This is a genomic window from Type-F symbiont of Plautia stali (genome assembly GCF_059731105.1).
In genome coordinates this window covers 3,974,257-3,997,187 of sequence record NZ_AP035909.1, presented here as the reverse complement: position 1 = coordinate 3,997,187, position 22,931 = coordinate 3,974,257, and the positions used below count along the sequence as shown (strand labels likewise).

25 protein-coding genes are annotated in these 22,931 nt (G+C 56.5%); 13 read left to right on the top strand and 12 right to left on the bottom strand.

Translation table 11 applies throughout. The features are described from left to right. Positions 1 to 26: 26 nt before the first annotated feature. From AC6I7A_RS19060 to envC, 4 genes are all read right to left on the bottom strand, one after another. Positions 27 to 938, bottom strand: a complete 912-nt coding sequence (locus AC6I7A_RS19060; protein ID WP_009088083.1) for a hypothetical protein — start codon at positions 936 to 938, stop codon at positions 27 to 29. Further along, positions 931 to 2,160 (bottom strand): glycosyltransferase, encoded by a 1,230-nt coding sequence (locus AC6I7A_RS19055; RefSeq protein WP_058957366.1) that lies wholly within the window; start codon positions 2,158 to 2,160, stop codon positions 931 to 933. Before AC6I7A_RS19055 ends, AC6I7A_RS19060 begins: the two co-directional genes overlap by 8 nt. Positions 2,161 to 2,263: 103 nt before the next feature. Further along, a complete protein-coding gene (locus AC6I7A_RS19050) occupies positions 2,264 to 3,166 on the bottom strand; it encodes a divergent polysaccharide deacetylase family protein (protein ID WP_058957365.1) in 903 nt (300 codons plus the stop codon). A 3-nt stretch (positions 3,167 to 3,169) separates the two neighbouring features. Next, positions 3,170 to 4,471 (bottom strand): murein hydrolase activator EnvC, encoded by a 1,302-nt coding sequence (envC, locus tag AC6I7A_RS19045; protein ID WP_058957364.1) that lies wholly within the window; start codon positions 4,469 to 4,471, stop codon positions 3,170 to 3,172. Between the two features lie 252 nt (positions 4,472 to 4,723). Here envC and AC6I7A_RS19040 point away from each other — a divergent pair, with 252 nt between their 5' ends. From AC6I7A_RS19040 to cysE, 5 genes are all read left to right on the top strand, one after another. Continuing rightward, the gene (locus AC6I7A_RS19040; RefSeq protein WP_009088074.1) at positions 4,724 to 5,155 is read left to right on the top strand and encodes a rhodanese-like domain-containing protein; all 432 of its coding nucleotides are present in this window, start codon (positions 4,724 to 4,726) and stop codon (positions 5,153 to 5,155) included. Positions 5,156 to 5,181: 26 nt separating this feature from the next. Next, a complete protein-coding gene (gene grxC / locus AC6I7A_RS19035; RefSeq protein WP_008926942.1) occupies positions 5,182 to 5,436 on the top strand; it encodes a glutaredoxin 3 in 255 nt (84 codons plus the stop codon). A gap of 38 nt (positions 5,437 to 5,474) precedes the next feature. Next, on the top strand, positions 5,475 to 5,945 hold the full coding sequence (secB, locus tag AC6I7A_RS19030; RefSeq protein ID WP_009088070.1) for a protein-export chaperone SecB: 471 nt from the start codon (positions 5,475 to 5,477) through the stop codon (positions 5,943 to 5,945). Beyond that, positions 5,945 to 6,961: an NAD(P)H-dependent glycerol-3-phosphate dehydrogenase gene (gene gpsA, locus AC6I7A_RS19025; protein ID WP_009088068.1), complete on the top strand. Its 1,017-nt coding sequence runs from the start codon at positions 5,945 to 5,947 to the stop codon at positions 6,959 to 6,961. The genes secB and gpsA overlap by 1 nt, the downstream gene beginning before the upstream one ends. Positions 6,962 to 7,029: 68 nt before the next feature. Next, positions 7,030 to 7,851 (top strand): serine O-acetyltransferase, encoded by an 822-nt coding sequence (gene cysE, locus AC6I7A_RS19020; protein WP_009088067.1) that lies wholly within the window; start codon positions 7,030 to 7,032, stop codon positions 7,849 to 7,851. On the opposite strand, the gene trmL is transcribed toward cysE, so the two are convergent. From trmL to cpxR, 3 genes are read right to left on the bottom strand one after another with little or no spacing between them, the layout of a single operon-like run. After that, complete coding sequence (gene trmL, locus AC6I7A_RS19015; RefSeq protein WP_058957363.1) at positions 7,848 to 8,321, bottom strand: tRNA (uridine(34)/cytosine(34)/5-carboxymethylaminomethyluridine(34)-2'-O)-methyltransferase TrmL; 474 nt, start codon at positions 8,319 to 8,321, stop codon at positions 7,848 to 7,850. The genes cysE and trmL overlap by 4 nt on opposite strands. Positions 8,322 to 8,357: 36 nt before the next feature. Then, the gene (cpxA, locus tag AC6I7A_RS19010) at positions 8,358 to 9,737 is read right to left on the bottom strand and encodes an envelope stress sensor histidine kinase CpxA (protein ID WP_009088064.1); all 1,380 of its coding nucleotides are present in this window, start codon (positions 9,735 to 9,737) and stop codon (positions 8,358 to 8,360) included. Next, complete coding sequence (cpxR, locus tag AC6I7A_RS19005) at positions 9,734 to 10,432, bottom strand: envelope stress response regulator transcription factor CpxR (RefSeq protein WP_009088062.1); 699 nt, start codon at positions 10,430 to 10,432, stop codon at positions 9,734 to 9,736. The genes cpxA and cpxR overlap by 4 nt, the downstream gene beginning before the upstream one ends. Positions 10,433 to 10,580: 148 nt before the next feature. On the opposite strand from cpxR, the gene cpxP reads away from it, so the two are divergent. The 6 genes from cpxP (at position 10,581) to AC6I7A_RS18975 (ending at position 16,060) form a co-directional block, all read left to right on the top strand. Continuing rightward, positions 10,581 to 11,090: a cell-envelope stress modulator CpxP gene (cpxP, locus tag AC6I7A_RS19000; protein ID WP_046100843.1), complete on the top strand. Its 510-nt coding sequence runs from the start codon at positions 10,581 to 10,583 to the stop codon at positions 11,088 to 11,090. 455 nt (positions 11,091 to 11,545) lie between these two features. Beyond that, positions 11,546 to 11,701 (top strand): con-10 family general stress protein, encoded by a 156-nt coding sequence (locus AC6I7A_RS18995; protein ID WP_010258211.1) that lies wholly within the window; start codon positions 11,546 to 11,548, stop codon positions 11,699 to 11,701. Positions 11,702 to 11,932: 231 nt separating this feature from the next. Next, entirely contained in the window at positions 11,933 to 12,835 is a 903-nt protein-coding gene (fieF, locus tag AC6I7A_RS18990) for a CDF family cation-efflux transporter FieF (protein WP_058957362.1), read from the top strand. 205 nt (positions 12,836 to 13,040) lie between these two features. Next, positions 13,041 to 14,003: a 6-phosphofructokinase gene (gene pfkA, locus AC6I7A_RS18985; RefSeq protein WP_009088057.1), complete on the top strand. Its 963-nt coding sequence runs from the start codon at positions 13,041 to 13,043 to the stop codon at positions 14,001 to 14,003. 144 nt (positions 14,004 to 14,147) lie between these two features. Continuing rightward, positions 14,148 to 15,137 carry a sulfate ABC transporter substrate-binding protein gene (locus AC6I7A_RS18980; protein WP_009088055.1) on the top strand — a complete coding sequence of 330 codons (990 nt, stop codon included), beginning with the start codon at positions 14,148 to 14,150 and terminating at the stop codon, positions 15,135 to 15,137. Between the two features lie 149 nt (positions 15,138 to 15,286). Beyond that, entirely contained in the window at positions 15,287 to 16,060 is a 774-nt protein-coding gene (locus AC6I7A_RS18975) for a CDP-diacylglycerol diphosphatase (protein WP_058957361.1), read from the top strand. A gap of 26 nt (positions 16,061 to 16,086) precedes the next feature. Here the strand turns inward: AC6I7A_RS18975 and tpiA are convergent, their stop codons facing one another. Continuing rightward, complete coding sequence (tpiA, locus tag AC6I7A_RS18970; RefSeq protein ID WP_009088051.1) at positions 16,087 to 16,854, bottom strand: triose-phosphate isomerase; 768 nt, start codon at positions 16,852 to 16,854, stop codon at positions 16,087 to 16,089. A 120-nt stretch (positions 16,855 to 16,974) separates the two neighbouring features. Continuing rightward, a complete protein-coding gene (locus AC6I7A_RS18965) occupies positions 16,975 to 17,565 on the bottom strand; it encodes a DUF1454 family protein (RefSeq protein ID WP_058957360.1) in 591 nt (196 codons plus the stop codon). 96 nt (positions 17,566 to 17,661) lie between these two features. On the opposite strand from AC6I7A_RS18965, the gene AC6I7A_RS18960 reads away from it, so the two are divergent. Next, positions 17,662 to 18,096: a DUF805 domain-containing protein gene (locus AC6I7A_RS18960; protein WP_058957359.1), complete on the top strand. Its 435-nt coding sequence runs from the start codon at positions 17,662 to 17,664 to the stop codon at positions 18,094 to 18,096. Here the strand turns inward: AC6I7A_RS18960 and fpr are convergent. Then, the gene (fpr, locus tag AC6I7A_RS18955) at positions 18,087 to 18,833 is read right to left on the bottom strand and encodes a ferredoxin--NADP(+) reductase (protein ID WP_058957358.1); all 747 of its coding nucleotides are present in this window, start codon (positions 18,831 to 18,833) and stop codon (positions 18,087 to 18,089) included. The two genes, AC6I7A_RS18960 and fpr, sit on opposite strands and share 10 nt — an antisense overlap. Positions 18,834 to 19,106: 273 nt before the next feature. Between fpr and emrD the strand changes: the two genes are divergently transcribed. Continuing rightward, entirely contained in the window at positions 19,107 to 20,300 is a 1,194-nt protein-coding gene (gene emrD / locus AC6I7A_RS18950) for a multidrug efflux MFS transporter EmrD (RefSeq protein ID WP_082668189.1), read from the top strand. Here emrD and glpX read toward each other — a convergent pair. Next, positions 20,290 to 21,300 (bottom strand): class II fructose-bisphosphatase, encoded by a 1,011-nt coding sequence (glpX, locus tag AC6I7A_RS18945; RefSeq protein ID WP_058957357.1) that lies wholly within the window; start codon positions 21,298 to 21,300, stop codon positions 20,290 to 20,292. The genes emrD and glpX overlap by 11 nt on opposite strands. A gap of 96 nt (positions 21,301 to 21,396) precedes the next feature. Then, on the bottom strand, positions 21,397 to 22,908 hold the full coding sequence (glpK, locus tag AC6I7A_RS18940; RefSeq protein WP_009088036.1) for a glycerol kinase GlpK: 1,512 nt from the start codon (positions 22,906 to 22,908) through the stop codon (positions 21,397 to 21,399). Positions 22,909 to 22,931 lie beyond the last annotated feature (23 nt).

Here is a 22,931-nt window from a genome sequence, read left to right as displayed (position 1 = left end):
CACCGGCCGCCGCAGCGGCCGGATAATCAGCGTTGCTTCTTCTCTTCGTCGGTCAGATAGCGCACCTTGCGCGTGTAATCCTGACCTTTAAAGTGGAGCGGCTGTTGCGGATCGGCCAGATATTTTTGCCATTCCGACAGCGGAAAGCCGCCGTGTGCGCCGACCACTTCCGCCGGGATCACCGCAGACTGACCGCCGATTTTCTTGGAGACCGGCCAGTTAGCCCATTCGCCCAGATTGACAGTTTTAATGTCCAGCATATCCAGCAGCACCGCGAGCGGCAGCTGATCGGTCGGCGGCTGACTGTCGTTCATCAGATGCCAGGTGTCATTGAACAGCGTCAGCCACAGCGGTGAAATACGCTGCCAGACCTCACGGGTCGCCGCCAGATAGGCACCGTTAACGTGATCCACCAGATAAGGCCGGATACTGTGCGGGTAGTAGGCAGGAATCGCCTCCTGTGGCGCATCAGCCAGCTTGGCAATCATTTTCCCCTGACGAAAGCTGGAGTAGAGATGGCCAGGTTTCATCATGATCTCCGGCATCTTTAGCAGATTGAGGTCGGAATCGATCATCAGAATGCCGTCGCCTTTTGCCTGCAACGGGGCCTGCAGTTTGATTAAGCGACTGCGATAGATCTGCTTGTAGCGATAGTGCTCTTCGCGCTGCGGTACATCCAGCGTGGCCACGCGGGTTTTAGCGGGCAGGCTGCCAAAGGCGTCGGCAGGCTGATCGCTGACAATCACAATCTCCTCTGCCTGCGTGGCAAAGCGCGCCGCAAAATCGGCACTGAGCAGCGCCTCTTCGATATAGTCCGCGCCCGTGCAGGGGATCACAACAGAGGTAACCGGTACCGAGCCCTGAACTTCTTTTAGCGAATAAGGCAGGTTATGGCTCGCCCGGATATGGCGATAACGGGGATTTAAAAAATTAAGCATGAGGTTTCTTATTAGCGACACTTTGCAGAATATTTTCAACGCCGCTGATGTAGGTTTCAATGGCGTACTGTTCACGAACGCGTTTCGCTGCCGCATTGATCAGGCGCTGACGTAAGCCGGCATCCTGCCACAGCGCGGTTAAGTGCTGGGTCAGCTGCACCACGTTGCCATAATCAAACAGCAACCCGGTTTCGTCATGACTGATCAATTCGGCAGTACCGACCACACGGGAACCGATGACGGCGGTATTCACCAGCATCGCCTCCAGCACGACCCGAGGTAAGCCCTCACTGCGTGAGGCAAGAATAAACGTATCAAAGGCGGTGAGGTAATCCAGCGCATTGTTCTGAAAGCCCGTAAAGACCACATGCTGCTGGATATTCTCCGCCGTTGCGAGTTGCAGCAGGTGCTGGAGTTCCGGGCCGGCACCGACAATCACCATCCGCCAGTCTGCGTCGGGATGAGCCCGTTTGAAACGGCCCAGCGCCTGCAGAATGTGATGATTGGATTTACGTAATATCAGTGAGCCGATGGTGCCAAACACAAAGGTGGTCGGGGAGAGTTTAAAACGCTGGCGAACGTCGAGGCGGTCAGGTAAAGGCTGGTGGATGTCGATCGCATTGTTGACGGTAAAACAGCGTTCCGCATCAACACCGTGGCTGATCAGCGTCTTATTTACCCCCTGCGACACGGCAATAATCGCCTGGCAGTCCTGGTTCACCATGCTGACCAGTCGTGGTTCCAGCACCGGGTCGATACGGCAATGCTGCACCACCGCCACATCCAGGCTGCGCGCGGCCAGATAGCCCTCCACATTGGTGCTGGGCTGGTTATTCATGTAGAGCGTGTCGAATTTTCCCAGCTGGAGCAGGGAGTTAATTTTGCTGGCGTTGGGCATGATGCGCCAGCGTGTATCGATCTCATCGATAGCCCGCTTCTTCAGCTTTTTATTAAAAAACAGCAGCGCCCGCACGGCCTCTTTGACAAATTTTGCCCAGCGCGGCTGCCTGATCTGCGGGATAAAAAAGACCGGAATGGCCAGCGCGTTGAGCGTGGCCTCAATGGTTTCGTCGTTGCCACGGCTGTAGTTGTGATAGAAGCAGCAGGTAATATCAAATTTCTGACGATCGATACGTTTCAGCAGCTCCAGCATACTGTTGGTGCCGCCTCCCCACTCTCTGCCGTTATCCAGCAGCAGGATTTTTTGTTTATTAATCGTCATCCGTCTTACTATTCCCGCACCGCATGTTATCGCCCGACCGGGATTATAGTAATTTTTACCTGCAATTGAACTTTAAGCTTAGCACTTAGCATTCATGGCAAATTCAGAACAGACTTTTCAGGGTGCTAAACAGCGGGCTGTGACTCACGCTTTCGCCTACCACCGTTAACGCCCGGGTCGCCGGAACCGGCGCCAGCGGCTGTTTCACTTTACACAGTTCTGCTGGCTGGAAGCGCGGTTTCGCCGGTTTCACCGGAACCGCTGGCGTCCGTGAGCCGCTGTGGCGTGTTTCGTTCAGCAACTGGCTGGGGCGAACCAGCGTAATGTCTGCGGGCAGCGAGGGCAGCATCTGCTGCAGCACCCGAACGGTGTTGGGGTGGGGATGACCGATAGCAATGGCATACCCGTCGCGCTGTGCCAGCTTCACCGCCCGGCTGAACTGCTGGCGGATAGCGTTAATATCCTGACTGTCATCCAGGAACACCCGGCGTTTCAGAACTTTGACCTGGGTGCCCTGCGCGGCAGGAATCGCCTGACTGTTGGCGATGGTCATGCTATCCAGGAAGTAGAGGTTATAGTGATTCAGCGCCTGCATCACCTTCTGCATACCGGAAAGGCTCGAGGTCATCCTGCTGCCCATGTGGTTGTTCAGGCCGACTGCGTAAGGCACGTTGCTGACCGCATTGCGCATAATGCGGGTGATCTCTTCGCTGCTCATCTCCGGGGTCAGCGTATCTTTTTCCAGCGGCTGTTTGCTGAGTGGCGCCATCGGCAGATGGATCAATACTTCGTGTCCACCCTGATGGGCTCTGGTGGCCATCTCCCGTGCATGAGGTGCGTTGGGCAGAACAGCCACTGAAATCGCCTGCGGCATCTGCAGAACTTTGTTCTCTTCGGCAGGCCGGTAGCCCACATCATCGATAACAATAGCCAGCTTGCCTGCCTGCGCCGCGAAGCTGAACAGCAGCGCGCTGAATAAAACGGAGATTTTTCGACGTTGCAGCAAAACTTATTTTCCTAACCACGGGAGTGGATTGACAGCCTGTCCCTGACGTCGGATTTCAAAATAGAGCGACGGGGTACCGCGCCCCCCGCTGGTGCCCACCAGGGCGATAGGCTGTCCTGCCTTCACCTGTGTCCCCACGCTCACCAGTGCACTCTGGTTATAGCCATAGAGGCTCATGTCGCCTTTACCGTGCTCCAGCACCACGACCAGACCGTAGCCCTGCAACCAGTCGGCCATCAGGACCCGCCCGTCGGCAATGGCTTTCACCTCGGTGCCTTCCCGCGCATCAATCACCAGGCCTTTCCAGCGCAGTTCACCCTGCAGCTGTTCACCAAAGCGATGTTCGATGCGTCCGCGCACCGGCCACAACGCCTGTCCGCCCGCGCGACCGAGTCCTCCGGTACGGGCAACCAGTTCGCGTTCGCTCTGGGTCGGCTGATAGCTGGAGCCTTTGGCTTTGGCCTGCGCCTGGCGCTGGCGCACTTTTTCTGCCTCACGGGCTTCGCGCGCCGCGCGCTCACGCGCTTCCCGTTCTGCCCGGGCGATCTTATCCTGCAGACGGCTTTCGTTCTGACGCATCTCGACCAGATCGGCCTGATCTTTTTCCAGCGCGCTTTCCAGCGACGTAAGGGTTTTCCTGCGCGCGTCGCTCGCCTGTTGCAGCTTCTGCTGCTGGCCCTGCTGCTGGGCTAATAGTGCTTTCTGCTGCTGTTGCTTCTGCTCCAGCGTAGCGCGTTGCTGATCCAGGTCCTGACGCGTCTGTTGCAGTGAGGCGATACTTTTCTGGCGCGCCGCGTTCAGATAGCCAAAATAGGCCAGAATACGCTCGCTGCGCTGGCTCTCTTCTCCGCCCATCAACAGCTGTATACCGTTGTGCTGGCCCTGACGAAATGCGGCATCAAGCTGTTGCGACAGCAGGCTTTCCTGCTGGCTTTGCTGCTTCTCAAGCCGGGCGATGGAGGTGGTGAGCTGTTTAATATCGTTATTCAGGGCGGTGAGGCTGTTGCGGGTTTCGCGCAACTGACGGCTTGCCTGGGCGATGATTTTTTCCTGACTCTGCAACTGATCCAGTAATTTGCTGCGCTGCACTTTCTGCGCCTTAACGCTTTTCTCTTTTTCAGCAATGTTCTGCTGAATGGATTGCAGCTGAGATTTACTGTCTTCCGCACTCTGCGCCACGGCCGGCAACAACAGTGCTCCCGCGCAAAGCAGGCTGAGGGAGAGGGTGGACAACGGTGTGAACAACGGCTGATTTTCGCCGCTGGAACGGGTCCTTGTGTGCAAAACGGTAGTTTTTCCCTTCATAGGCCAATGATTATTCCACGATGAATCGCCGCTTACCAGTGCTCCCCACCGGCATTTGCTTTACCAGTTATGTCCGCTTTCACAATGAGATGGATTAAGCCTTACGCCATTTTTGCTATTCAGCCACTTTTTTTGGAAAATGGCGCACAAATCGATACTCTCGCCGCATAGCATCTGTACATGCGAAGTGGCGCAGGTATACTCAGAACCCTTGTTTTAGCTTATTAGCCCGGTCTGGAGTCGTTACCCCTCATGCAAGAAATTATGCAGTTTGCAAGCAATCACCCCATCCTGAGTCTCGCATGGGTCGTTTTACTCATTCTGGTGATTGTGACTACCGTTAAAGGAATGTTCTCTAAGGTAAAAACGATCAGCCGTGGTGAAGCGACCCGCCTGATTAACAAAGAGGACGCGGTGGTTGTCGACGTGCGTTCGCGCGACGATTTTCGCAGAGGGCATATTTCAGGTGCGCTGAATGTGGCAGCCGCTGAGATTAAAAAAGGCAACGCAGACGAACTGGAAAAGCACAAAGCGCAGCCCATAATTGTGGTATGTGCAACCGGACAAAGCGCGGCTGATTCCGCTGCACATCTGAGTGCTGCTGGCTTCCCGCAGGTCTTTGTTCTGAAAGATGGCATCAGCGGCTGGAGCGGCGAAAATCTGCCGTTAGTTCGCGGTAAATAACCTGTAACCTGACAGAGGTGCGTAGCATGGCAAATGTTGAAATGTACACCAAGGCCACCTGCCCTTACTGCCATCGGGCGAAAGCGCTGTTAACGCAAAAAGGCGTGTCGTTCCAGGAGATCCCCATTGATGGAGACATGGCGAAACGCGAAGAGATGATCAAGCGTAGTGGCCGCACCACCGTGCCTCAGATTTTTATTGATGCGCAGCACATTGGCGGCTGCGATGACTTATTCGCACTCGATAATCGCGAAGGTTTAGATCCCTTACTGCAGGCGTAAGTTTACGCCGGACAATCTCATACATAGGATTTGGTCACATGTCAGAACATAACACGAACGAAATGCAATTCCAGATTCAGCGCGTCTTCACAAAAGATATCTCTTTTGAAGCGCCTAATGCCCCGCAGGTTTTCCAGAAAGAGTGGGAACCGGACGTCAAACTGGATCTGGATACTGCATCTTCTCAGCTGGCTGACGATGTTTACGAAGTGGTACTTCGTGTGACTGTAACCGCCAACGTGGGTGAAGAGACCGCTTTCCTGTGTGAAGTTCAGCAGGCCGGTATCTTCACCATCAGCGGTATCGAAGGAACGCAGATGGCACATTGCCTGGGGGCTTACTGCCCGAACATCCTGTTCCCGTATGCCCGTGAATGCATTACCAGCCTGGTATCACGTGGCACCTTCCCGCAGCTGAACCTGGCACCGGTCAACTTTGATGCACTGTTCATGAACTATCTGCAGCAGCAGCAGGGTGAAGAAGGTGCTCAACAACATCAGGATGCCTGATGACCACTCACGCTTCGATTAGCGTCATCGGTGCCGGCTCCTACGGCACCGCTCTGGCGATTACGCTGGCCCGTAATGGCCATCCGGTACTGTTGTGGGGACATAACCCGGCGCATCTGGCGCAGCTTCAGACCGACCGCTGCAACACGGCTTTCCTTCCTGACGTTCCGTTTCCCGATAACCTCTCTCCTGAACCCGACCTGCAAAAAGCCATTGCAGCCAGCCGCGACATATTGATCGTGGTGCCGAGTCATGTCTTTGGCGACGTACTGCAACAGATAAAGCCTCATCTGCGGTCTGACTCGCGGATTGTCTGGGCGACCAAAGGGCTGGAAAAAGAGACCGGACGCCTGCTGCAGGATGTAGCGCGTGAGATTCTGGGCGAGTCCATCCCGCTGGCCGTGATCTCGGGGCCGACCTTCGCCAAAGAGCTGGCCGCAGGCTTACCGACGGCTATCGCGCTGGCCGCCACGGATGCGCAGTTTGCTGACGATCTGCAGCTGAAGCTGCACTGCGGTAAAAGTTTCCGCGTTTATAACAACCCCGATTTTGTCGGTGTCCAGCTGGGCGGCGCGGTGAAAAACGTGATTGCTATCGGAGCCGGGATCTCTGACGGTATCGGATTCGGCGCCAACGCGCGAACCGCGCTGATCACCCGTGGACTGGCTGAGATGAGCCGGCTCGGTGCTGCACTGGGCGCCGATCCCACCACCTTTATGGGGATGGCGGGCCTGGGCGATCTGGTCCTGACCTGCACGGACAATCAGTCGCGCAACCGCCGGTTTGGCATGATGCTGGGCCAGGGCGAAGATGTAGATAGCGCACAACGCATTATCGGACAAGTTGTAGAGGGCTACAGAAACACCAAAGAAGTCAAAGCGTTGGCTTCAAGATTCGGTGTGGAAATGCCGATTACCGAGCAGATTTATCAGGTGCTGTATTGCGAAAAACCGGCGAGAGATGCAGCATTGAGCCTGCTGGGACGAACAAGGAAGGACGAAAACAGCACTGGCTAACGCAGGACGCGTAGCATCATCACCTGCAGCGCCCATTCAGGCGCTTTTTTTATCGGGAGAAAGCAGCAATGTCGTCTGATGAGTTAGAACTGGTCTGGAATAATATCAAAGCAGAAGCGCGAGCCCTGGCTGATTGTGAGCCGATGCTGGCCAGCTTCTTTCACGCGACATTGCTTAAGCATGAAAATCTCGGTAGCGCACTGAGTTATATGCTGGCTAACAAGCTGGCAAATCCGATTATGCCCGCCATCGCCATCCGCGAAATTGTTGAAGAAGCCTACCGTGAAGACCCGTCGATGATACTGTCAGCGGCTTACGATATTCAGGCGGTGCGTCAGCGCGACCCGGCAGTCGATAAATACTCCACGCCGCTGCTCTACCTTAAAGGGTTTCACGCCCTGCAGGCGTACCGCATCGGCCACTGGCTATGGAATGAGGGCCGTCGTGCGCTGGCGGTTTATCTGCAGAATGAAATCTCCGTCTCGTTTGCAGTCGACATCCACCCCGCTGCCAGCATCGGTCACGGTATCATGCTCGACCACGCCACAGGCATCGTGATCGGTGAAACCGCCGTAGTAGAGAATGATGTCTCTATCCTGCAGTCGGTGACGCTGGGCGGCACCGGTAAAACCAGCGGCGACCGTCATCCTAAAATCCGTGAAGGGGTCATGATTGGAGCCGGTGCGAAAGTGCTCGGCAACATTGAAGTGGGCCGGGGGGCGAAAATCGGTGCCGGTTCTGTGGTGTTGCAGCCTGTGCCGCCGCACACCACGGCAGCAGGCGTACCCGCCCGTATCGTCGGCAAGCCAGGCAGCGATAAGCCATCAATGGATATGGATCAGCACTTCAACGGCAGCCTGGCGGGTTTTCAGTTCGGCGACGGCATCTAGTCTTTAATCAGCGCGCCGGCATAATCCAGCTGGCGCCACGCTTCATACACCACTACCGAAACGGCGTTCGACAGGTTCATGCTGCGGCTTTCTGCCCGCATCGGGATGCGGATTTTCTGCTGCGCGGGTAACGCCGCCAGGATCTCAGTCGGCAGTCCACGGCTCTCCGGTCCGAACAGCAGATAATCGCCCGCCTGATACGTCACAGCACTGTGTGCAGGCGTGCCTTTGGTCGTCAGCGCAAACAGACGTTCTGGTGCCTCTGAGGCGAGAAACGCCGCATAATCCGCATGGAATCTGATGGCCGTAAATTCATGGTAATCCAGCCCGGCGCGGCGTAAGCGCTTGTCATCCCAGGCGAAGCCAAGCGGCTGGATCAGGTGAAGCTGAAAGCCACTGTTGGCGCACAGGCGGATGATATTGCCGGTATTCGGCGGAATTTCTGGTTCAAACAAGACAATGTTAAGCATTAAGGCCCCCGATGACAGGGGCCGAAGCATAACAAATTATTGACGACCGGAGGAGTAGAGCGGTAACCAGAGGGTCAGTCTCAGACCGCCCAGTGGGCTGTCATCGGCTTTCACCCAGCCGCGATGCTGCTGCACGGCCGTGTCGACAATGGCCAGGCCCAGCCCGGTGCCGCCCGATTCGCGATCGCGCGCTTCATCGGTCCGGTAGAAGGGACGGAAAATCTGTTCCCGATCTTCCGGGCTTACGCCAGGACCATCATCATCGACGTGAACCGTGATACCGGAAATATCGACGGAGAAGCTGACGCTGATGTGAGTGTGTGAATAGCGCAGCGCATTGCGCACGATATTTTCGAGCGCACTCTCCAGAGCGTGCGGATTGCCATAGAGCGGCCACGGGCCCGGAGGATAGGGGATATCCATCTTCTTGCCCATCTGCTCAGCTTCGAAACGGGCATCTTCCAGCACCCCATTCCACAACTGATTGGCCTTCATCGCTTCGCTGACCAGCGCATTCTTGTGCTGTGTGCGCGAGAGCACCAGCAGGTCGTTGATCATGCCATCAAGGCGTTGCGCCTCCATCTCAATGCGTCCCAGCTCTTTACTTTCACCCTGGCGACGACGCAGCAGTGCGGTTGCCAGTTGCAGGCGGGTCAGCGGCGTACGAAGTTCATGACTGATGTCCGATAGCAGGCGCTGCTGACCGGTCATCATCCGCTCCAGCGCACTCACCATCTGGTTGAAGCTCGATCCGGCGGCCAGAAACTCCTGCGGGCCTGACTCCAGTTCCGGATGCTGGCGCAGGTTTCCGCTCGCCACCTCATCGGCGGCATATTTCAGCTTACGCGCCGGGCGCGCCAGGCTCCAGGCCAGCCACAGCAGCAGCGGGGAGCTGATCAGCATCGTCACGATAAGCAGCAGTAACGGGCGGTCAAACAGCAGATTGACAAAATCGAGCTGGGAGCTGTTGGCGGGACGGATCATGTAAAGCTGGTAGTTGTCTTCGCCATCCTGCACGGAGAAAGGCCCGACCAGCTCCACCCGACCATATTTCTTTTTCTGCGGATGATCGGCATTGTCAGACTGGCCGATAAAGTTACGGATCACCTGCATTTCGTTATGTTGCGCGCCAATCACCCGACCTTCGCTGGTGACTAACAGCAGCCGCTGACCTGGCGGTGCCCATTTTTCGACAGCACGAAACAGACGACGCCACCACATCAGATCGTTAGGGGGATCCTGTGACAGTTCGGCTTCGACGTGCTGCTCAATCATGATGCCCTGCCGCTGTTCACTTTCCAGCAGCGAGGTCATCTGACGTGAATCGAGTTTGGGCACCATGAGCACCAGCATCAGCACCAGCGCCAGGGTTAACCAGAAGATAGCGAAGATGCGGGTGGTCAGACTGCCAATCATGATGCCGAAACCATCAGATAGCCGCGGCCGCGTAACGTTTTAAACCAGGGATGACCATCACGGCGCTCAGGCAGCTTGCGACGCAGATTGGAGATATGCATATCAATGGCGCGGTCAAACGGCGTCAGACGCTTGCCCAGCACTTCCTGACTCAGGTGTTCGCGTGAGACCACCTGGCCCAGATGCTGCGCCAGCAGATAGAGCAGGGTAAATTCCGTGCCGGTCAGATCCAGCGTCACATCATCAAAGCTGGCCTCCTGACGACCGGGATTGAGACGCAGGCAGTCCACTTCCAGCGTCGGTGAGCTGTTATCGTGTTGCTGTTGCTGTTCACTCCAGTTCGAACGCCGCAGAATCGCGCGGATACGGGCCACCAGTTCACGATCGTTAAACGGCTTAGGCAGATAGTCATCTGCACCCAGTTCGAGGCCCAGCACGCGATCCAGCTCGCTGCCGCGCGCGGTCAGCATGATGACGGGAGTCTGATGTTGCTGTCGCAGTTCTTTCAGGGTGTCGATACCGTTTTTCTTCGGCATCATGACATCCAGTAAAAGCAGATCAATAGAGTTGTCGAGCAGGTTCAGCGCTTGTTCACCATCGCTGGCCACTACCACTTCAAACCCTTCCATTTCTAACAGTTCTTTCAAAAGCGAAGTTAATTCGCGGTCGTCATCTACCAACAGGATTTTATTCATTTTTGTAGCCCTCCGCAGGCAAAATACCGTGTTCCTGGCGCACCTATCCATCGCTTTACGTAGTTTTACACCCCCTGACGGATGTTTGCAGCTGTCGCCGTACACTGGCTCTCGTTGAATCGCAAAACGGAACGAACTGGAGTACACGATGCGCAAATTAACCGCCGTCGTCCTTGCCTCAGCGATGACCCTGAGTATCGCCAGTGCAGGTGCTAAAGATGCGACGACGATTGACGAGATGCATCATGGCGGATTTCCGACAGGCAGTATGACGCAAAATCCGCAAAGCCACATGTTCGATGGCATTGAGCTGACTGAAGAGCAACGTCAGCAGATGCGTGACCTGATGCAACAGGCCCGACATGATCGCCCGGTGGTTCATATTGACGATATCGCAGCACTTCATGAGTTAGTGACTGCAGACCAGTTTAACGAAGCGGCCATCCGCAACAGAGCGGAAATTATCGCCAGAGTTCAGGTTGAACAGCAGGTTGAGATGGCACGCGTACAGAATCAGATGTTTCAGCTGTTAACGCCGGCCCAGCAGGCCACGTTACAGAAGAACTACCAGCGGCGGCTGAACGAGCTGCGCCAGTTTTCGAATTTGCAGTCGGCCTCATCGCTGCAGGCAGTGAGTAGTACCAGCAGTAACCAGTAACATAGTATCCCTGTTTTCCTTGCCATAGACACATCCCTGTCTTCCCCCGCCATGATGGCGGGGGTTTTTTTTATCTTTTTTTCACTTTTTCTGTTTTGACCCGAATCATCACCGCACAACAAAACCCCGGTTTTGTTAGCGCCTGTTGGCCCTTTACCGGCTTTTAGTTGCTGAAAGATGAACTGACCGGGGTTCTGATTGCGTTTAAGCGCACTGGCAGGGCAAAACAGGGAAAAAATATTTTAACCCGTTGAAAAGAGTATATTTATTCGTCTGGTCGGAAAAATAAATACTATTTTTCAGTAAGATAGGGATTTTACCGTTGCGCTTGCTGGCGCCCTGGCTTTATCTACACTTAATCCTGTCACTGCAGGGAAGTGAAGTGATTTCGCGAAGTCTCAGGGAGCAACAACCACATTATGTAATCCCGAATGAATCTATTAACGGAGTAAATTATGGCAGAGCATCGTGGTGGTTCAGGTAATTTCGCAGATAATCCGCAAAAGGCCTCTGAAGCCGGTAAAAAAGGCGGCCAGAGCAGCGGCGGCGGAAACTTTAAAAACGATCGTGAAAAAGCATCAGAAGCCGGTAAGAAAGGCGGCAAAAAGTAACAGCTGCAACGTTTCCTGAACAGACCTGAAACTCAGGGTCTGGCACTGATGTGTATGACACGCTGCCCCGTCCTTTTCAAAGGCCGGGGCTTGTTTTTATCGGTCGCCCCCGCCGTAAAGAACCTCTCTCCGTTGCGCCTCCTTAAGCATTGCCCGCCTCAGGGTGTTAGACTTCAGCCTTTCTTCCATCTGAATACGCCTCATCTGATGATGGGGTGCAGGGGATCCGGCATGCAACCCTCTTATGGCCGACTGGTAAAGCGTGCTGCGCTGGCCGCTACCCTTCTCGCGTCGGTGCTGTTGATCGTGAAAATCTTTGCCTGGTGGTACACCGGTTCGGTGAGTCTGCTCGCTTCGCTGGTGGACTCGCTGGTTGATATTGCCGCGTCGCTCACGAATCTGCTGGTGGTGCGTTATGCGCTGCAGCCCGCCGATGAAGACCATACGTTCGGGCACGGTAAAGCGGAATCGCTGGCGGCACTGGCTCAGAGCATGTTTATTTCGGGCTCGGCGCTGTTTCTGTTCCTGACCGGCCTGCAACATCTGGCGTCGCCGGATGTTCTGCGGGCTCCCGGTGTCGGGATTGTGGTGACGGTTGTCGCGCTGAGTTCAACCCTGTTACTGGTGGCCTTTCAGCGCTGGGTGGTGCGGAAAACCCGCAGTCAGGCCATTCGGGCTGACATGCTGCACTATCAGTCCGATGTCATTATGAATGGCGCGATTCTGATCGCGCTGATGCTGAGCAGCTATGGTTTTGCAAGAGCAGATGCCCTGTTCGCGCTGGGAATAGGCATTTTTATTCTCTACAGCGCGTTGCGTATGGGCTACGACGCAGTGCAGTCCCTGCTGGATCGCGCATTGCCGGAAGAGGAGCGTCAGCAGATTCTGACGCTGGCGACGAACTGGCCGCAGGTGCAGGGGGTGCACGATCTGCGTACCCGCCAGTCCGGCCCGACAAAATTTATTCAGCTGCATCTGGAGCTTGAAGACCAGCTGCCCCTGGTGCAGGCGCACCGTGTGGCCGATCAGGTTGAGAGGGCGTTACGCGACGCATTTCCCGGGTCAGACGTAATTATCCATCAGGACCCCTGTTCTGTGGTACCGTTCGAGAAGGAGGATTCTCCAGGTTTTTAACCTAAACGAATCAATTTGATACGTAAGGGACGACGTAACGCTAACATTGCTGCAAAAAATAGTGAAAAGTTGTCTGACCTGAATCAATTCAGCAGCAAGCCTTTGATATACTATCTGCCATCACATGTCGCGCTGGCCTTTAATGATGTTCAGCAGCGATCGACAGGCAGGATTAACCCTTCGTTTTAAAAATCCAGAGGTTGTCATGATCAAAAAAATTGGTGTATTAACCAGCGGCGGTGACGCCCCAGGCATGAACGCAGCTATTCGTGGAGTCGTGCGTTCCGCGCTGAGTGAAGGACTGGAAGTTTTTGGGATCTATGATGGCTATCTGGGATTGTACGAAGACCGCATGATCAATCTCGATCGCTACAGCGTCTCCGACATGATCAACCGCGGCGGCACCTTCCTGGGTTCTGCGCGTTTTCCTGAATTCCGTAATGAAGATATTCGCCAGGTGGCCATCGAGAACATGAAAAAGCGCGGCATTGACGCGCTGGTGGTGATCGGCGGCGATGGCTCCTACATGGGGGCGAAACGTCTTACCGAAATGGGCTTCCCCTGCATCGGCTTACCGGGCACCATCGACAACGACGTTGCCGGAACGGATTACACCATCGGTTACTTCACGGCGCTGGAAACCGTGGTGGAGGCCATTGACCGCCTGCGTGATACCTCTTCGTCGCATCAGCGTATCTCCATCGTTGAAGTGATGGGCCGCTACTGCGGCGATCTGACGCTGGCGGCGGCCATTGCGGGTGGCTGTGAGTTCATCGTGCTGCCGGAATTCCCTTATACCCGTGAAGAGCTGGTCGCGGAAATCAAAGCGGGCATCGCCAAAGGGAAAAAGCACGCTATCGTGGCGATTACCGAACATATCTGCGATATCGACGATCTGGCGCGCTTTATCGAAACAGAAACCAAACGCGAAACCCGTTCCACCGTGCTGGGCCATATTCAGCGTGGTGGCGCGCCCTGTGCCTATGACCGTATTCTGGCGTCACGCATGGGCGCTTACTCTATTGAGCTGCTGATGCAGGGCTACGGCGGTCGTTGTGTTGGTATTCAGAATGAGAAGATGGTGCATCACGACATCATCGACGCTATTGAAAACATGAAGCGTCCGTTTAAGCGCGACTGGCTCGACACCGCGAAAAAACTCTACTGATCCCTCTGCCGGGGTGTGCGTTACCGCACGCCCCGACATCGCCAGTCTATATTCCCCACAGTTATAACCACTTATTTTTAATTCTTTAAGCTCTGTATTGGTTTATGTCACGCTACGCCCATAACGACATTGGGAGAGTGCGTAATGAACAAGTGGAGTATCGGCGTTACCCTGTTGCTGGCCTCAACCAGCGTTCTGGCAAAAGACATTCAGCTGCTTAACGTGTCCTACGATCCAACGCGTGAGCTGTACGAACAGTACAACAAAGCGTTCAGTGCGCACTACAAACAGGAAACCGGCGACAACGTCGTGGTGCGTCAGTCCCATGGCGGCTCCGGCAAGCAGGCAACCTCCGTGATTAACGGCATCCGGGCGGATGTGGTGACGCTGGCGCTGCAATCCGATGTCGATGCCATTGCAGAACGCGGGCGTATTGATAAAAACTGGCTTCAGCGTCTGCCGGACAACTCCGCTCCTTACACCTCGACCATTGTCTTCCTGGTACGCAAAGGCAATCCCAAAGGCATTCATGACTGGAGCGACCTGATCAAACCAGGTGTCTCTGTCATCACCCCTAACCCGAAAACCTCCGGCGGGGCACGCTGGAACTATCTGGCGGCCTGGGGCTGGGCGCTGGATCACAACAATGGCGATCAGGCTAAAGCGCTGGCTTACGTCAGAGCGCTGTTTAAAAACGTTGAGGTGCAGGATTCCGGTGCGCGTGGCGCGACCAACACCTTCGTTGAGCGCGGCATTGGTGACGTCCTCATCGCCTGGGAAAACGAAGCCTATCTGGCGGTGAACAAGCTGGGCAAAGATAAGTTCGAGATTGTGACGCCGAGTGAATCCATTCTGGCTGAGCCGACCGTGTCGGTAGTCGATAAGGTGGTGGACGAAAAGGGTACGCGTAAGGTTGCGGACGCCTATCTGAAATACCTCTATTCGCCGGAAGGCCAGACGATTGCCGCGCAGAACTACTACCGTCCGCGTGATGCTGAGATTGCGAAGAAATTTTCCAGCACCTTTGCGCCTGTGAAACTGTTCACTATTCAGGACAAGTTTGGTGGCTGGACACAGGCTCAGAAAGCCCACTTCGCCGATGGCGGCAGCTATGACCAGGTCATGAAACCGTAAGGCATGGCGGTCAGCGCATCTCTGCGCTGACCGCTTAACGCGACACCTCTCTTCTCCACCCCTGCTGCGCTATCAGCCAGAATTCCCCGTGACATTCTTTTCCCGCCAGGCGAGGATGCAGGCTGCGAAGCCACTCAGGAAGCGTTGTTATGCCGATACACCGTCATGCAGCCCGCGGGATGGCGATCCTGCTGGTGCTGGTCATTGCGGGGATGCTGGCGGCCGCACTGCATTTTAAAAAGAACAGTGATGCGCTGTGGCAGATCGTCAGCGAGAAATGTGTGCCCCACCAGCAGAGTAGTGGCAACCCTGCGCCCTGTCAGCGTGTCGATCGGCCACATCGTTATGCCATGCTGAAAGATATCCATGGGCCACTGCAGTTTCTGCTGATTCCGCTCGACAGGATCACGGGCATAGAAAGCCCGCGCTTACTTCAGCCCGCCACACCCAACTATTTTGCCTTTGCCTGGCATGAACGCTATCTGTTAGCCCAGCGGCATGGCTCGCCGATTGACGACCGGGTTCTGTCGCTGGCTATTAATTCAGAGTATGGCCGCACCCAGAACCAGCTTCATATTCACCTCTCCTGCCTGCGCCCCGATGTGCGTCGGCAACTCGATACGCTGACGCCGCAGCTTAACGGCCAGTGGCAGCGCAGCACGCTGCGTCAGCATCACTACTGGCTGCGTGCCCTGACGCCAGCCGAACTGGCGCAGCAGAGTGCCTTTATCCGTCTGGCCAGTGAGCGGCCACAGGCGCGCACAGAGATGGGGAAATATGGACTGGCGCTGGCGCAGTTAAGCGACGGGCGACTGGTGCTGATGGCGATAGAGCGAAACTGGCTGCTGCTGAATAGCGGGTCGGCGGAGGAGGTGCAGGATCATACCTGCCAGCTGATTGCGCCCATAAAAAAGGCGGCTTAAGCCGCCTTTAATCTGTGTATCAACGCTTAGGCGCTTTTTGCCGCCGCCGCCGCTTTCACGATGACCGCAAACGCGTCAGCTTTCAGTGACGCACCGCCAACCAGCGCACCATCGATGTCAGGCTGGGTGAACAGCTCTGCCGCATTTTTGTCGTTAACGGAGCCGCCGTACTGAATGATGACCTGCTCCGCGACTGCCGCATCTTTCTTCGCGATATGGTCACGGATGAATTTATGCACGGCCTGAGCCTGCGCAGGGGTCGCCGATTTACCGGTACCGATAGCCCAGACGGGCTCATAGGCGATGACCGCACCGTTGAACGCTTCAGCGCCCTGGGTTTCCAGCACGGCATCCAGCTGACGAGCGCAGACTTCTTCGGTTTTACCCGCTTCGTTTTCTGCTTCGGTTTCACCGATGCAGAGCACGGGAACCAGACCCACTGACTTCAGCACCGCGAATTTCTTCGCGATGAACTCATCGCTCTCTTTGTGGTAAGTACGACGCTCTGAGTGGCCGATAATGATATATTTCGCGCCGATATCTTTCAGCATCTCTGCGGAAACTTCACCGGTGAAAGCACCAGACAGGTTAACGTCTGCGTTCTGTGCACCCAGTGCAATGTGACTACCGGAGAGGGCGTGTTTTGCCTGCTCGAGATAGAGTGCCGGCGGTGCAATGGCAACGCCACAACCGTCAACGCCAGACAGTTCCTTGCGCAGACCGGCGATCAGTTCAGCTGTGATCTGCTTGCTGCCATTCAACTTCCAGTTACCCATAACCAGTGGATGTCGCATTCTATCCTCCGCATAACGCGATACATGAAAAATCGCTGCCAGCCGGCAGCGTTGTCTGCCAGACAGTATAGAGATCAAATGTTGCGATGGCTTTGCTTTTCGTCATTTTCGGCCACATCATCAGGGGCTGGCGAGCGCCAGTTTGACCGGCTCAATCGCAAAGGTCAGCCCCTTGTCACCGCTGTCAGAGACGACAAATCGCAGCGCGCCGTCGACCTGCGCATAGTAGGGTGAATCCTTGCCGGCATTCAGCAACGCCTCCAGCTTTTTACGCCCCTCTTCGGCACTTAATCCCGGCACAAAGAAGCGCAGCAGGGCGGTCATGTAGGACAGCGCCTTTTGCTGCGAGGCGCTCTGATCCGGGCCAGGTAACGGCAGCCAGGTAATCTGCAACGTTTTGATTTTGCCGGTGCCGGGCTCCAGCGCCGTAGAGGCGTAGAGCGTCTCATTGATTTTGCTGGCAGCCCGCGTCAGGTTGCTTTTGTCACCGCGATTATCAATAGCGCGATACTCCGGCAGGATGAGCGCGGCATTGGCCAGATTATACTTTTCGCGAAACTGGCCGATAGTCATATCAAAGGTGGGCGCACCCGCCAGCAGATAGGGGGCGGGAGGCAGCGCATCGGTCCGCTCCTGCGGTGGCGGATCGGCGGCAAAGACCGGAACCGTCAGCGCAAACGATAACAGCAGTGCGCCAGGCAAATTCTTCATTTTGTCGATCCTGTCCCGTAAACTCAGGCGCAAATTAAAACGGTTTTTATCCGCGAGGTCAAAAGCGCGGCAGCTCTCTTTTCCGGATGATAAAGCATGACGTTACAACAATGGTGTTTTTCCTGGCGCGGCCGGCTGGGACGACGTGATTTCTGGATCTGGCAGGCGGTCTGGCTGCTGACAACGACACTGCTCTTCGTGCTGGCGGCTAACGACTGGCTCGATACCCAGATGGCGGCCTTTGGGGTGGTCTGCCTGCTGTGGCCTGCCAGCGCAGTGATCGTCAAACGGCTGCACGATCGCGATCGTCCCGGCTACTGGGGGTTGCTGGTGATCGTGGCCTGGCTGCTGGTGGTGGGGAACTGGAGCATGCTGGCGGGCATCCTGCCCTGGCTGCTGGGACGCGCCATTCCCTTTGTTTTAATGGCGGGCCTGCTGCTCGACCTCGGCGTTTTTCGCGGCTCCCCCGGTGCTAACCGGTTTGGCCCGGCGACCCAGCCGGTGCGATACCGCTCAACGGCTCACCAGTAATGTTCGCTGGTGATATGTCCCGGCTTACGCTTAAGGTGTTTGCGCATCTCACGTGTCTCTTTCAGGAGTTGCTGAGTATCACGCACCATCTGCGGGTTACCGCACAGCATCACATGGCTGCTCTCTGCATCCAGTGTCAGACCGGTGGCCCGCTCCAGCTCGCCATTCTCAATCAGCGCAGGCACCCGGCCAGTCAGCGAACCGGCAATCTCTTCGCGACTTACCACCGTCTGAATCTGTAGCTGACCCTGATAACGCTGCTGCAGCTGCTGCATCAGCGGTAAAAAACTCAGGTCGGCCGCATAACGCGCGGCATGCACCAGCACGATATTTTCAAAGCGTTCCAGTCCTTCGCCCTGCTGCAGCATCGACAGGTAAGGACCAATAGCGGTGCCGGTCGCCAGCATCCACAGCGTCCTGCACGGCGGAACCTCATCCAGCACAAAGAAGCCCGCGGCTTCTTTGGTGACCATCACCTGATCGCCTGGCTGAAGGGCCTGCAGATGCGGACTGAGCTTGCCCTCTGACACCGTAACCAGATAGAACTCCAGCAGATCGTCTTTCGGCGCGTTGACGTAGGAGTAAGCGCGCTGTACGCGTTCCCCCTCAATTTCCAGCGCCAGTTTGGCGAATTGCCCGGCGATAAAGGGATCGACCGGTGCCGTCACCCGCAGACTGAACAGCGCATCCGTCCAGTTTTTGACTTCCTTAACTTCAGCATTGACCCACTCAGCCATACTCACTCCCTGGTTGTTGATGATTCAGGCAGGTCACTATTTTCGCGGCTGCCCGGCGCGATTGCCAGCCTGCGCCCTCGCAAAGGCTCGAATCGACAAACCGTTGCATTCCCTTTACAGGCTGGTGCATAAACTTGACAGGCGCAAGCCAGGACCTTTTCGTCTGCCTCTCGCTTTGTCACCTAATCCTGATATTTTGCCCGCCATAATAAGACGTCCGGCGGGTGAACCGCTGTTTTAACCTCCTTTCACAGAAAGATATTTTGTATAACCATGATGACGAAACTGGAAAATCGCCCGCTGCTGGTGATGCTCATTGTGCTGGTGGCCGTGGGTCAGATGGCGCAGACCATTTATGTTCCGGCTATGGCGGTAATGGCCGATGCGCTGAACGTGCGGGATGGCGCGCTGCAACGCGTGATGGCGGCCTATCTGATGACCTATGGCGGATCGCAACTGATCTACGGCCCGCTGTCGGACAGCGTGGGGCGGCGCCCGGTGATCCTGGCAGGCATGCTGATCTTTATGATCGGGGCGGTGACCGCGCTGATGGCGACCTCGCTGGATATGCTGGTGCTTGGCAGCGCCGTGCAGGGGCTGGGAACCGGCGTGGCTGGCGTGATGGCCCGCACCATGCCGCGCGATCTCTATGAAGGTCACGCGCTGCGTCGTGCTAACAGCCTGCTGAATATGGGCATTCTGGTCAGCCCGCTGCTGGCACCGGTGATTGGCGCGCTGCTGACCCAGCTCTTTGGCTGGCATGCCTGCTTTGCCTTCCTGCTGCTGCTCTGCCTGACGGTCACCGGCGCGATGGCGCGCTGGCTGCCGGAGACCCGGCCGCAGAGTGCGGAAGTGACGCCCTTCTTTAAACGCTATGTCCGTCTGCTCAGCGACGCGAATTTCGTCCGCTACATCGTGCTGCTGATTGGTGCGCTCGCCGGAATTGCGGTATTTGAGTCGAGCTGCGGTGTATTACTGGGCGGCGTGCTGGGCCTGCACAGCCTGACTGTCAGTATCCTGTTTATTCTGCCGATTCCGGCGGCCTTCTTTGGCGCCTGGTTTGCCGGACGCGAGCAGGGCTCCTGGCATAGCCTGATGTGGTGGGGCGTGAACAGCTGCCTGCTGGCGGGCATTCTGATGTGGATCCCGGCGTGGTTCGGCGTGATGAATATCTGGACCCTGCTGGTGCCAGCCGCGCTCTTCTTTTTTGGTGCCGGTATGCTCTTTCCGCTGGCAACCTCTGGCGCTATGGAGCCTTATGCCTGGCTGGCGGGTAGCGCGGGCGCGCTGATTGGCGGGCTGATGAACCTGGGCTCGGGTCTGGTCGCATGGCTGTCAGCGATGATGCCGCAGCGCGACCAGTTCAGCCTGGGGATGCTGATGTTCTTCACGGCGCTGGTGATGCTGCTCTGCTGGTTGCCGCTCTCACGTCAGCCGGAGCGCGGCAACCAGGCGGTTACAGGATAAACGGATGAAGCGCCGGATCCTTGCGGTCAAGATAGTGAATCGACTGGATACGGCGGATGGTGCGTGATTTACCGCGAATCAGCAGGGTTTCGCTGGTGGCGATATTGCCCTGACGCGTAATGCCTTTCAGCAGCTCGCCACTGGTAATGCCGGTGGCGGCAAAGACCACGTTGTCGTTGCGCGCCATCTCACTCAGCGTCAGCTTTTTCCCCGCCTCAATCCCCATCTCTGCACAGCGCTGCAGCTCCTGCTCGCCGAGCAGACGGTTTTCCGCGCTGTCGCCCTTAACGTGATGACGCGCCAGCAGCCGGCCCTGCATATCGCCGTCCAGCGCCCGGATGACGGCCGCAGAAACTACGCCTTCCGGCGCACCGCCGATGCCATACATCACATCCACTTCGCTGTCCGGCATGCAGGTCAGAATGGAGGCGGCCACGTCGCCATCCGGGAAGGTGAAAACCCGCACACCCAGCTGCTGCAGCTGACCAATCACCGCGTCATGACGGGGTTTTGCCAGAATCGACACGGTTAACTGCGACAGCGGCTTGTTCATCGCGATAGCGATATTACGCAGGTTGGTTTCCAGCGGCAGGTCGAGATCGATTGCCCCGTGGGCGGCCGGTCCCACAATCAGCTTCTCCATGTACATATCGGGTGCGTGGAGAAAACTGCCCTTGTCGCCCACGGCCATGACGGCCAGCGCGTTAGCCTGACCCAGCGCCGTCATGCGGGTGCCTTCAATCGGATCGACCGCAATATCGACCGCGTCGCCGCGACCGGTGCCGACCTTTTCACCGATATAGAGCATCGGGGCTTCGTCGATTTCGCCTTCGCCGATCACAATCTGGCCGTCGATCTCAATGGAGTTGAGGACGTGACGCATGGCATGGACAGCCGCGCCATCGGCCGCATTTTTGTCGCCGCGCCCTAACCAGTGATAGCCCGCCAGAGCGGCAGCTTCGGTTACGCGGGAAAATTCAATGGCAAGTTCTCGTTTCATGGTCTCTGCCTGACAAAAAACAGACAGGCAGTGTAACACAGCGGGAGAGTGGGGCGGGGAAAAGGCCCGCGACGCAGACGGTCGCGGGCCCCGGTATTACTCTTCTTCTTCCCACGCCTGCGCACGGGCGACGGCTTTTTTCCAGCCGGCATAGCGGAAGTTACGTTCAGTGGTTTCCAGGCTTGGGCGGAACTCACGTTCAATCACCGATTTTGCACGGACTTCATCCAGATCCTGCCAGAAGCCGACGGCCAGACCCGCCAGATACGCTGAACCCAGCGCCGTGACTTCACGCACTTCCGGACGCTCAACACGGGTGCCGAGGATGTCAGACTGGAACTGCATCAGGAAGTTGTTGGCCACCGCGCCCCCATCCACACGCAGCGCCTGCAGACGGGTGTTCGCATCGTTCTGCATCGCTTCCAGAACGTCGCGGGTCTGATAAGCGATCGACTCCAGCGTGGCGCGGATGATGTGGTTAGCGTTCGCACCGCGCGTCAGACCAAAGATCGCGCCACGGGCATACGGGTCCCAGTAAGGTGCGCCCAGACCGGTGAATGCCGGCACCATGTAGACGCCGTTGGTATCTTTCACTTTCATCGCAAAGTATTCAGAGTCAGCGGCATCGCTGATCAGCTTCATCTCATCGCGTAGCCACTGAATCGAGGCACCCCCGATGAACACCGCCCCTTCCAGCGCATAGTTCACTTCACCACGCGGGCCACAGGCGATGGTGGTCAGCAGGCCATGCGTTGAGGTTACCGCTTCAGTACCGGTGTTCATCAGCATAAAGCAGCCGGTGCCGTAGGTATTTTTCGCCATGCCAGGCTGGACGCAGAGCTGGCCATAGAGCGCCGCCTGCTGGTCACCGGCAATACCGGCGATAGGAATACGCGTGCCGCCTTTACCGCCGATGTTGGTCTGACCATAGACTTCAGACGACGATTTCACTTCCGGCAGCATTTCACGCGGGATATCCAGGATATCCAGCAGGCGCTGATCCCACTCCAGCTTGTGAATGTTGAACATCATGGTACGGGAGGCGTTGGTGTAATCGGTGATATGTACGCGGCCCTGGGTCATTTTCCAGACCAGCCAGGTATCAACGGTGCCGAACAGCAGCTCGCCACGTTTCGCACGCTCACGCGCGCCTTCAACGTTATCGAGGATCCACTTCACTTTGGTGCCGGAGAAGTAGGGGTTAATCACCAGACCGGTGGTGTGCTGGATATACTCTTCCAGTCCCTCTTTCTTCAGTTTGTTACAGTAGTCTGCGGTGCGGGGATCCTGCCAGACGATGGCGTTATAGACCGGCTTACCGGTCTCTTTGTCCCAGACGATAGCGGTTTCACGCTGATTGGTGATACCGATAGCGGCAATTTCATCGGAGCGAATATCGGCGTGTGCCAGCACTTCAACCAGCGTGGAGCTTTGAGAGGCCCAGATATCCATCGGATCATGCTCAACCCAGCCCGCTTTTGGGTAGATCTGGGTAAATTCACGCTGCGAGACGGCGACGATGTTGGCGTCGTGATCGAGGATCACGGCGCGTGAACTGGTTGTGCCCTGATCGAGCGCGACAATGTATTTTTTATCTGTGGTAGTCATAAATTCAGTCCTGATGATAAAAG